We start from the raw sequence: 7,644 nt of genomic DNA on the forward strand, positions 1-7,644 counted from the left end.
AGCGGAAATCAACAGGCAGGTTTAACAGAGCTATTTACTAAAATAAGCACCTAAGATATGTGTATGTTGCACCGTCAGTATGTGAAGCTTATTCACAGCCCAAAAATACAGAGTGGAAAAGTCACAAGGCAGCTAATGTCCAATTCGTCACGCCATAGCCAAGTAATCGATTAGCTGATCAAAGGTTCCGCCAAAACCTTGCTTCATTGATGCATACTCTTCCATAAATCTCTTACGTTCTTCCTCTTCGCCCCCGCCAAGGGAATAAACGATTCATTCGGGGCTTACTACCTCGATGTATTCGATCTTATTATCATAATCGACACCATCGGGACTCATGACAGGATGAAGAAGTTTCCGCTTAAACCCTAATACACTTGTCCATTACGAAATGTAATTCAATACATATAATGTCGTATGGTTCATAAGGAAATGGGGGTGAAAAAATGTCAATTGAACATTTTCATGGACTGTGTCACAGACATATGGGGAGAGCTGTTGAAATCAGAACCCATGACGGGAGAATTCATAGGGGAATCATTCATCGAGTTTCCAACGACAGAGTTTTCCTTCAACCACTGGGGCGTCGCAGAAACCTAGGCGGTTTTGGTTATGGAGGCTGGGGCTGGGGTTGGGGCTTTGGCGCTGGAATTGCGTTTGGTGCTATTGCTTCATTAGCTGTACTATCTCTATTCTTTTTTTAGTTCAATTTTATTATGTTGAAATGTTAAATGAGTTAAAAGCATAAATCACAAGAACCTTGTTCATCTCCAACAAGAATGAGAAAAACTGTAGGGAGGTGGCTCCTTAGTCTTCTTGGCGCCTCGATGAGCTAGGCGATAGAGTCGGACTCCGATATACTCCATTCAAAGTGATCAACAAACGATAATTTGAATATTTCTTGATCCAAAAAAACAGAGGAGAATTTTTTTTCTTCTGTTTTTTTCGTTTCATACTACTTTTACATAATTTGAGTAATGGTATCTGTATGGATATTTAGTAGATCCTTACTTGTTTTGTTCGTTGCTTCAAGATAATTCTTAACCAAGTAATACCCAACACAATACCCTAACATTTTCGGATAGAAACGTAATCCATATAAGATGTTTTGATGCTTTAGGTCATTTTTTAGAACATTTTTATTTGGGAGCACTATGTTTTTCCACATTTTCTTTAGCTCTTCCTTGGAATAATACGAAGTCCAAGTAGCTAAGAATTCTTCACCCATTCTTTCACGTACGGCATTTTCAGCTAATCCTTCTAAAATGATCGTGTCCAGCAATAGGTAATCCTCTTCGTTTTTTTGAAACTTGGATAACCGACAAACATGGTTATACTCATGTGTAAACAATGCCCTTATTTCCTTTTCCATGTTATCCTCTGAAATAAATAAAAGTAGTTTATCCTTGAAGGCCAAACCTGATTTTCCATTAAAGTCCTGTTGTAATATTCGATTGTTCTTATCTGATGGAAAAATAAAGATAGGGATATTTGGACCTTCCCACACTTTTTGAAGTTGTAGACTTTCCTCTTGTACAATTTCCCATACTTTATTTTTTTGTAATTTTTCCACTACCTCGTTTCCGTTCCCAAAAGGATGATACATTCCATGTAGAGTTAAGTAATCATAGATTTCGGAAGCTAGAGCACCCTCAAAGTGACCTGTTAAGTTTTCACATATTTCAATGGGTTTTTGATAGGAATCGTGCAGCCACTTATCCGTTCTAATCACGCCCATATCAGCCCTCCTACCTACACATTTCGTTTAAAATACATTATGCACGTATCATATAATCGTTCCGAAACCTTTTTCCTTATCTTCCTGACATCTTTAAAAGGTCATTAGTGTTAATAAGAGTGTCGTGAACAAATTTATCCCATTATCATAAAATAATGTACAATTTCAAAAAAGGATGGGACTTAATTTGAATTACACTTATCTTGATTGTTTAGCCATATTTGGAGTTGGAGGTGCTCATCCTGGAGGTCTTCAACTAACAAAAGAGCTCCTATCAAGGGAAAAAATAGATGAAACAAAGTCGATTCTTGATGCTGGGTGTGGAACAGGGCAAACCTCTGCCTATATTGCAGAACAGTACCAATGTCATGTTACTTCCTTAGATTGTAATAAAATCATGTTGGAAAAGGCTAGACAAAGATTTTCATCCTTACATTTGCCTATTGATGTTAAGCAAGGGAGCACTGAAAATCTTCCTTTCGATGAGAGTTTATTTGACATTATTCTCTCAGAATCAGTCATAGCCTTTACAGATGTCTCCTTAACAATTCCTGAATTTAAAAGAGTATTAAAGCCAAATGGGGTCTTGCTTGCAATTGAAATGGTACTTGAAAAATCACTTTCTGAAGATGAACTGAAACCTATCGTTCATTTTTATGGAGTTTCTCAATTACTAACTGAAAATGAATGGGTTAACTTTTTCAAAAGAGCCAGTTTTAAACAAGTTAGTGTAGAGAAGTGTAAACTTGAGTTTGATGAAAATGATGAGCGAAATGTTACTGATTTTTCACTTTCGGAGAATATTGATGATAAATTCTTTGAAATTCTAGAAAAACACATGCACTTTACAACCGTTTATAAGGGTATACTAGGTTTTCGAGTGTTCAGATGTTGTATTTGAACTGTTCAAGTCATACATTTTTATTGAAATATGATTAAATACAAAACCCGTAAATGGAATATCCGTTTACGGGTTCGTTTTTGATTAAAAATCTAATTCATTTCTGCCACACCAATTAAAAAATATGTTCATCATTCTTAATTTTTAGATGGCGACATACTTATAGATTAAAAAGACAGGACAAGGTGATCGTTATTTTTCAGAAATTAATGGCTACTATTATAGGCAGCTTGCTATTAGGAATTGGGGTAAATGGGTTTCTGGTGCCTAATCATTTAATTGACGGTGGAATCCTTGGAATCGCATTAATACTTCATTACTTCTTTGATCTTCAGGCCGGGATTTCAATGGTGGTTTTGAGCCTCCCCATTTGTATATACGCATCAATGAATAAAAGAGGGTACTTTTTTAGTAGTTTACAAGGGCTGTTGGTCTCCTCTTTGTTCATTGATCTTCTTGCTCCCCTTCGTACTCAAATTTCCGTTTCCCACCTTTCAAGTGCATTATTAGGAGGAGTAATCATTGGATCGGGTGTGGGTTTAATGCTTCGATATCAGACGAGCACGGGAGGAACGGACTTACTCGCTAAAATCATTTCTGGAATTTTTTCCGTCAATATAGCCATTGCGATTATCGTCATTGATGGACTCATAGTTTTGGCAGGTTTTACTGTACTACCAGTAGACTCATTTCTTTATTCATGCCTGGCTATTACCACTGTTGGTCTAACAACTTCCTTAATTGAAGGGGAGTAATCATATGTTTCATGGTTGATTTTATTCAAAAAATTTTTCGTTTATCTAAATGGTGTTTTTCTTCCTGACGTCAAGTTGTTATGTACATATGGGTGAATGCCTAATCCTTGGACAATCGCGGAACATAGGATAAATTTGTGGTCATTAAAATCAGGAGAATAAAAAAGCAAATTACCGATGTGAGGGGAATGTGTCGACATGGAAGTACAAAAACAATACCGTGATGATTTGTTGGAATGGTGTAATAACCTTTATTCTTTTTGGAGCAGTATGAAACCAAAGGTTTCCGAACTTCTTGATGTGGAATGTGTAGAGGAATGGGAAGGATCTTGCCGTCAATTAAAAGAGAAATTACAGACAGATTTAAATGTGGACTACGATGACTATCTAACAGCTAAAAGCCTCTATGAACAGTGGGAACGGCTATTCGTAGAACCGAATACTTATCAAGAAGAGCTTAAAGCCGATTCTGATCATCGTTTGGAATGGGAAAAGCAAACACAATTCCATGAAGGATTATTGGAAAGGTATGCTTATCAAGAAGAACTTGAGGTCGAATCTGATCATCGTTTGGAAGGGGAAGAGCAAACCCAATTCCATGTAGAATTATTGGATAGGGATGCTTATCACGAAGAGCTTGAAGTTAAAACAGAGGAACAACTCCGATACCGTGATGAGCTGTTGGAATGGTGTAATAGCATTTATTCTAATTGGGAAAGTATGAAACCAACGTTTTCAAAACTCTTTGATCTAAAAAGTTTAGAGGAATGGGAGGGGTCATACCGCTATTTAAAAGAGAAATTACAGGCAGATGAAAAGGCGGACCTCGATGATTATCAGACAGCTCAAAGCCTCTTTGAACAGTTGGAACGGCTAATCAAAGAATCGTATGCTTATCAAGGAGTTTAATCTGCTGTAGCTTTATATGTCGATCACCATACAAGGAAAAGTCGATATGACAAAGGGACAGATTGCACTCAACCTGCCCTTTGTTCATACCATTTAGAAGCCGCCCATAAAAGATGTTCCGACAATGATCAGTAGAACAAACAATACCACGACTAACGCAGAACGTTTCTTGAACCATCCACGTATAACACCTTCAACAGGGCTTATAAAAAAGACTTTACTCAAAGAACAAAATCATACTGAATGGTTTATTAGCATACTACTGAAAGTACGATAATCAACAGAATGAACAATACAACGATTAATACAAATGTACTGCCGCCATTGCCACCGCCGTATCCATAACCGCTGTCGTAGCCACCGCCGTATCCACATAATCCCCACATATTTTTCACCACCTACTGGAATATTCATAGGAAAAACACTCCTATTATGTATATATATTTTCTTAAGACAAGGATTGATTGGACAAACAACATTGTGTTAGGAAAAAATTAGCGATTTGCTTAAACAATTTCTAAAAATGAAAAGAAGCGACTGCAATACATGCAAACGCCTCTTCGGAGGTATTACTATATGCTGGATGTTGCTGGCGGTGGTAGTAATACTATATGCACTCAGAATAAAGATGAATGGGACAAGTGCTGATTATAAGTAAATTAAGCAGGAAATGTAAAAATAGTAATCCTTCTTGAAAATGCCTACATTTGAAATATTATGAAAAACAAAACCCGTAATCGAATCTCCTTTTACGGGTAGTTTGTAATTAAAACTTTATCTAGTAGACCAATTTGCTTCCGCTTTTTGCTTACGATCAGGAAGAACCTGCCACAAAAGCTTAGCAACGGGGTTTGAAAATTGAAACGTTTTTCCTTGTTGAACAACAAAGTGTTTTCCGCTACACATTACGTCTTCATACCTAAGCATAAAAAGAAGAACCCTTTATAGGCTCTTCCTTCCTCCTTCAAAAAAGTGACATTTCACCTTTTTGACTAGCAGCTTCGCATAAAGGAAGCTCCTATATTGAAAATTACTCTTTAAAACTCAAAACTAAAATGTGGTAAGAACGATAATTAATAGAATGAACAATACTACGACTAATACAAAAGTGCTGCCGCCGCCATAACCACCGCCATAACCGCCGCCATAACCGCCGCCGTAGCCACCGCCGTAACCACCACAACCATAGCCCATATCTTTTCACCACCTATTTTGTATTTAAGGATGTTATTTACTACCCTCAACATTAGTATATTTTCTAGAAAAGAACGTGATTGGACATGTTTCCGTTATTCGAAGAAATCCGCAATCGTCCCATATTTTCCTAAACGGATGAAAAATAAGAAGAAGCGAATGCTTAATACATTCGCTTCTTCCGGAGGTGTATGTCTGTCTATGCTTGGCGGCTACAGAGAGATTCCTGTCTCTCACTTATAAGATATGGCTAAAGGAAGAAAGAGGACTGGACAAGCGTATAGAAAGGATTAAATTTTTTTTGGAACATGTGCATTTCGCAGAATAAACACAATAAAAGAAAGAACCCATTATAGGCTCTTCCTTCCATAATATTTATTCATTTCTCAACCGTTTCTTAGAAAATGCGGCGTCTTCTGAAGAAGATAGCAAAGATTAAAAGAAGGGATAAATCTTCTTCTTCTAAAGCCATCTCGAATAAACACGCCTCTTCCGGGAGGGTCAAACCATCCATGATTCCTCAATGAACTCTGCCAAAATGATCTCTAACTTCAATCGGCTGCCCTCTGAATCTCATAAGTGAGTTAGGCAATTTTCTTCCGCCTTTCTCAAGCAGGTGTGCTCAGAATATGAGTTAATGCTTGGAAAAAGGACAGATTTCTACAACCTGTCCTTTCCTCCTTCAAAAAAGTGACATGTCACTATTCTGATTTAGTAGCCGCTCATAAAGGAAGTTCCTACAATGATAAGCAATACGAAAAGTACAACGACAAAAGCTGTTGAACTTCTATGGTGTCCATCACTCATGTATCTCACCCCATTTTGAAAATTACTCTTTAAAACGTAAAGGAAACAAAACTAAGTTACTGCAAGGACGATAATTAATAGAATGAACAATACTACGATTAATACAAAAGTGCTGCCGCCGCCATAACCCATGCCGCCGCCGTAACCACCATCGTATCCACAACTCATATCTCTTCACCCCCTAATAAATATTGGAAGATGATCATTACCATCCTCACAATTAATATATTTCTTAAAAACGAACGTGATTGGACGAGTTAACGTTTGTTCGAAAAATCCGCAATCGTACTCTATTTTTTCTTATCCGATGGAAAACAAGAAGAAGCGTATGCATGAATACATTCGCTTCTTCCAGAGGTGCAATTATGTCTGTGCTTGGCGGCTACAGAGAGATTCCTGTCTCTCACTTATAATCTATTCAAAAAGAATAAAGAGGACTGGACAAGCGTGGAGAAAGGATTGGGATTTTTTGAAACATGTGCTTTTCGCAGAATAAACATCATGAAAGAAAGAGCCCAAAATAGGCTCTTCCTTTCATGATGTTTATTCATATATCAGTCGTTTTTTTAGAAAATGCGACGTCTTCTGGAGAAGATAGCAAAGATTAAAAAGAAGGGGATAAATCTTCTTCTTCTAAAGCCATCACGAATAAACACGCCTCTTCCTGGAGGGTCAAACCCATCCATGAATCCGCGGTGAACTCTACCAAAACGATCTCTAACTTCAATTGGCTGACCTCTGAATCTCATAAGGGAATTCAATTTTTTTCCTCCTTTCTTTAAGCAGCATGTGCTCAGAATACGAGGTATTCTGATTATTTAGCTTTGGAAAAAGGACAGGTAATTCCAACCTGTCCCTCGCTCCTTCAAAAAAGTGACAAGTCACTTTTCTAATTTAGTAGCCACTCATAAAAGAAGTGCCTATAATGATAAGCAATACGAAAAGTACAATGACTAAAGCCATTGAGCTTCTATGTCCTTCACTCATGTTTCTCACCCCATTTTGAAATTTACTCTTTAAATCTCAAATGCCCCAAAACTAAGTTACAGCAAGGACGATAATTAATAGAATGAACAATACTACGATTAATACAAAAGTGCTGCCGCCGCCATAACCGCCGCCATAGCCACCGCCATAACCGCCATCGTATCCACAACTCATATCTTTTCACCACCTATTTAGTATTTGAGGATGTTATTTACTACCCTCAACATTAGTATATTTTCTACAAAAGAACGTGATTGGACATGTTCCCGATGTTCGAAGAAATCCGCAATTGTACCCCTTTTTTTCTATATGGATGAAATACAAGAAGAAGCGAATGCATGAATACATTCGCT

At 37.4% G+C, this 7,644-nt stretch carries 14 protein-coding genes; 4 read left to right on the forward strand and 10 right to left on the reverse strand.

Annotated features, from left to right (window positions below):
* The first annotated feature begins 446 nt into the window (after window positions 1-446).
* Window positions 447-704, forward strand: coding sequence for a hypothetical protein (locus V7137_RS15605; RefSeq protein ID WP_335386859.1), 258 nt, complete (start codon window positions 447-449; stop codon window positions 702-704).
* A gap of 257 nt (window positions 705-961) precedes the next feature.
* Here the strand turns inward: V7137_RS15605 and V7137_RS15610 are convergent, their stop codons facing one another.
* Window positions 962-1,738 (reverse strand): DUF2268 domain-containing protein, encoded by a 777-nt coding sequence (locus V7137_RS15610; RefSeq protein WP_335698934.1) that lies wholly within the window; start codon window positions 1,736-1,738, stop codon window positions 962-964.
* 187 nt (window positions 1,739-1,925) lie between these two features.
* Here V7137_RS15610 and V7137_RS15615 point away from each other — a divergent pair, with 187 nt between their 5' ends.
* The 3 genes from V7137_RS15615 to V7137_RS15625 all read left to right on the forward strand — a co-directional run bounded on the left by V7137_RS15615 (window position 1,926) and on the right by V7137_RS15625 (window position 4,303).
* Entirely contained in the window at window positions 1,926-2,639 is a 714-nt protein-coding gene (locus tag V7137_RS15615; protein WP_335698935.1) for a class I SAM-dependent methyltransferase, read from the forward strand.
* Between the two features lie 185 nt (window positions 2,640-2,824).
* Complete coding sequence (locus V7137_RS15620) at window positions 2,825-3,394, forward strand: YitT family protein (RefSeq protein ID WP_335698936.1); 570 nt, start codon at window positions 2,825-2,827, stop codon at window positions 3,392-3,394.
* A 198-nt stretch (window positions 3,395-3,592) separates the two neighbouring features.
* The gene (locus tag V7137_RS15625; RefSeq protein ID WP_335698937.1) at window positions 3,593-4,303 is read left to right on the forward strand and encodes a hypothetical protein; all 711 of its coding nucleotides are present in this window, start codon (window positions 3,593-3,595) and stop codon (window positions 4,301-4,303) included.
* A gap of 93 nt (window positions 4,304-4,396) precedes the next feature.
* Here the strand turns inward: V7137_RS15625 and V7137_RS15630 are convergent, their stop codons facing one another.
* The 9 genes from V7137_RS15630 to yjcZ (V7137_RS15670) form a co-directional block, all read right to left on the reverse strand.
* Window positions 4,397-4,489 carry a YjcZ family sporulation protein gene (locus tag V7137_RS15630; protein WP_335698947.1) on the reverse strand — a complete coding sequence of 31 codons (93 nt, stop codon included), beginning with the start codon at window positions 4,487-4,489 and terminating at the stop codon, window positions 4,397-4,399.
* Window positions 4,490-4,554: 65 nt separating this feature from the next.
* Window positions 4,555-4,689 (reverse strand): sporulation protein YjcZ, encoded by a 135-nt coding sequence (gene yjcZ, locus V7137_RS15635; RefSeq protein ID WP_335698938.1) that lies wholly within the window; start codon window positions 4,687-4,689, stop codon window positions 4,555-4,557.
* A gap of 388 nt (window positions 4,690-5,077) precedes the next feature.
* On the reverse strand, window positions 5,078-5,230 hold the full coding sequence (locus tag V7137_RS15640) for a hypothetical protein (protein ID WP_335698939.1): 153 nt from the start codon (window positions 5,228-5,230) through the stop codon (window positions 5,078-5,080).
* Between the two features lie 123 nt (window positions 5,231-5,353).
* The gene (gene yjcZ, locus V7137_RS15645) at window positions 5,354-5,497 is read right to left on the reverse strand and encodes a sporulation protein YjcZ (protein WP_335698940.1); all 144 of its coding nucleotides are present in this window, start codon (window positions 5,495-5,497) and stop codon (window positions 5,354-5,356) included.
* A 711-nt stretch (window positions 5,498-6,208) separates the two neighbouring features.
* Complete coding sequence (locus V7137_RS15650; RefSeq protein ID WP_335698941.1) at window positions 6,209-6,304, reverse strand: YjcZ family sporulation protein; 96 nt, start codon at window positions 6,302-6,304, stop codon at window positions 6,209-6,211.
* A 51-nt stretch (window positions 6,305-6,355) separates the two neighbouring features.
* Window positions 6,356-6,472 (reverse strand): YjcZ family sporulation protein, encoded by a 117-nt coding sequence (locus V7137_RS15655; protein WP_335698942.1) that lies wholly within the window; start codon window positions 6,470-6,472, stop codon window positions 6,356-6,358.
* Between the two features lie 398 nt (window positions 6,473-6,870).
* Window positions 6,871-7,065: a hypothetical protein gene (locus V7137_RS15660; RefSeq protein WP_335698943.1), complete on the reverse strand. Its 195-nt coding sequence runs from the start codon at window positions 7,063-7,065 to the stop codon at window positions 6,871-6,873.
* Window positions 7,066-7,198: 133 nt separating this feature from the next.
* Window positions 7,199-7,291 carry a YjcZ family sporulation protein gene (locus V7137_RS15665; RefSeq protein WP_335698944.1) on the reverse strand — a complete coding sequence of 31 codons (93 nt, stop codon included), beginning with the start codon at window positions 7,289-7,291 and terminating at the stop codon, window positions 7,199-7,201.
* 51 nt (window positions 7,292-7,342) lie between these two features.
* The gene (yjcZ, locus tag V7137_RS15670) at window positions 7,343-7,465 is read right to left on the reverse strand and encodes a sporulation protein YjcZ (RefSeq protein WP_335386867.1); all 123 of its coding nucleotides are present in this window, start codon (window positions 7,463-7,465) and stop codon (window positions 7,343-7,345) included.
* Window positions 7,466-7,644 lie beyond the last annotated feature (179 nt).

The sequence above is a fragment of the Neobacillus drentensis genome (genome assembly GCF_036962765.1).
Classification (GTDB): domain Bacteria; phylum Bacillota; class Bacilli; order Bacillales; family Cytobacillaceae; genus Neobacillus; species Neobacillus drentensis_C.

Bases quoted from the DNA above. Each gene is read 5' to 3' on its own strand.
- V7137_RS15605 (WP_335386859.1), top strand. From the start codon at position 447: ATGTCAATTGAACATTTTCATGGACTGTGTCACAGACATATGGGGAGA.
- V7137_RS15610 (WP_335698934.1), bottom strand. From the start codon at position 1,738: ATGGGCGTGATTAGAACGGATAAGTGGCTGCACGATTCCTATCAAAAA.
- V7137_RS15625 (WP_335698937.1), top strand. From the start codon at position 3,593: ATGGAAGTACAAAAACAATACCGTGATGATTTGTTGGAATGGTGTAAT.
- yjcZ (WP_335698938.1), bottom strand. From the start codon at position 4,689: ATGTGGGGATTATGTGGATACGGCGGTGGCTACGACAGCGGTTATGGA.
- V7137_RS15640 (WP_335698939.1), bottom strand. From the start codon at position 5,230: ATGCTTAGGTATGAAGACGTAATGTGTAGCGGAAAACACTTTGTTGTT.
- yjcZ (WP_335698940.1), bottom strand. From the start codon at position 5,497: ATGGGCTATGGTTGTGGTGGTTACGGCGGTGGCTACGGCGGCGGTTAT.
- V7137_RS15650 (WP_335698941.1), bottom strand. From the start codon at position 6,304: ATGAGTGATGGACACCATAGAAGTTCAACAGCTTTTGTCGTTGTACTT.
- V7137_RS15655 (WP_335698942.1), bottom strand. From the start codon at position 6,472: ATGAGTTGTGGATACGATGGTGGTTACGGCGGCGGCATGGGTTATGGC.
- V7137_RS15665 (WP_335698944.1), bottom strand. From the start codon at position 7,291: ATGAGTGAAGGACATAGAAGCTCAATGGCTTTAGTCATTGTACTTTTC.
- yjcZ (WP_335386867.1), bottom strand. From the start codon at position 7,465: ATGAGTTGTGGATACGATGGCGGTTATGGCGGTGGCTATGGCGGCGGT.